The organism is Actinomadura sp. WAC 06369 (assembly GCF_003947565.1).
Taxonomy (GTDB): Bacteria; Actinomycetota; Actinomycetes; order Streptosporangiales; family Streptosporangiaceae; genus Spirillospora; species Spirillospora rifamycini.
Map to the genome: position 1 here is coordinate 1 of NZ_QHJN01000365.1, position 1473 is coordinate 1473.

1 protein-coding gene is annotated in these 1473 nt (G+C 69.6%); it reads right to left on the minus strand.

Annotated elements, in window-relative coordinates; translation table 11 throughout:
• Nucleotides 1–36 precede the first annotated feature (36 nt).
• Nucleotides 37–1215 (minus strand): IS30 family transposase, encoded by a 1179-nt coding sequence (locus DMH08_RS39455; protein ID WP_125621401.1) that lies wholly within the window; start codon nucleotides 1213–1215, stop codon nucleotides 37–39.
• Between the last annotated feature and the right edge of the window lie 258 nt (nucleotides 1216–1473).

A 1473-nucleotide genomic window follows, 5' to 3' on the forward strand; every position in this document is an offset into this window, starting at 1 on the left:
GGGCGGATTCTCGGGGTCCTCGCAACACCTGATGACTCACGTGGTTGTCAGTAGATCACGCAGGCGCTCGGCTGGGGTTCTCCAGCCGAGCGTTTTGCGTGGTCGGCTGTTGAGTTGCCGGGCGACATGTTCGAGGTCTGCGGGGCTGTGCACCGACAGGTCGGTGCCCTTGGGGAAGTACTGGCGCAGCAGGCCGTTGGTGTTCTCGTTCGAGCCGCGCTGCCAGGGCGAGTGCGGATCGCAGAAGTAGACCGGCACTCCCGTGGCGACGGTGAACTGCTTGTGCGCGGCCATCTCGCAGCCCTGATCCCAGGTCAGCGAGCCGCGCAGATGCTCGGGCAGGGTCTGGATCAGCGGCACCAGCACGTCGCGGACCTCCTCGGCGGTGTGGCCGCCGGGCAGGTGCCCGAGCATGACGTAGCGGGTGGAGCGCTCGACCAGCGTCACGATCGCGCTCTCGCTTCGGGGACCGACGATGAGGTCGCCTTCCCAGTGGCCGGGAACCGCCCGGTCGGCGACCTCGGCGGGACGCTCGCAGATCATCACCATCTCGTCGGTGAACCGGCGAGTGCGCTGCTGCGGGCTGCGGTGCGGCTTGCGGCGGGTGCGCCCGGTGCGCAGTGCGTGCGCGACCTCGCGGCGCAGCCCGCCGCGTGCCTGCACGTAGATCGCCTGGTAGATCGTCTCCGGACTCACCCGCATGCTCCCGTCGTCGGGGAACTCGTTGACCAGAGCGTTGCAGATCTGCTCGGGTGACCATCGTTCCCGCAGCTTGCCGGCGACGAACTCGCGCAGCGGACCGTCCTGGGCGAGCTTGGCGTCCTTGGGCCGCGCCCGGCTCTTGGCCCACGCCCGCTGGGCCCGATGCGGCCGGTAGACGCCATCGACCGCACGGGCGTCGATCTCGCGTTTGACGGTGGACGCCGCCCGTCCCAATGCCCGCCCGATCTCGCGGAGCGACCGGCCCTCACGGTGCATGTCGGCGATCGTCTCCCGCTCTGCCGGCGTGAGGAACCGAGGGTGCAGCCCGGCCTCGACCGCCGCGAGGGACGGTTCTGAGCCATCGGCGTCGGTGGTGGTCACACCAGTCTTGTAGTCGATCCGGCGCCCATCGGGGTGCAGGCGCGCGTCGCCGATCTTGCGGATCCCGCGATCCCAGTCCCGAGCGGTGCGTTCGTTGACCCCGACCTGTTCCGCCGCATCGCGCCGCCGCACCCCGACCGCGCGAAGCCGGTCGTACTCCGCCCGTCCCGGATGCCCGCTCGTGCCCGTCTTCCCACGACCACGGACACCGGCCTTCCGCGCCCACCCGAACGCCGTGGCACGGCTCACCCCGACTGCCCGTGCAGCCCCCGAGATACTGCCGTTCTCCCGGTCCAGCGCCTCGAAGAACCTTGCCTTCAGGTCCTCAAAATCCATGATCCCCGCAACTCCCTGAAGATCAGGGTGTTGCGGGGATCACTAGAACCCACG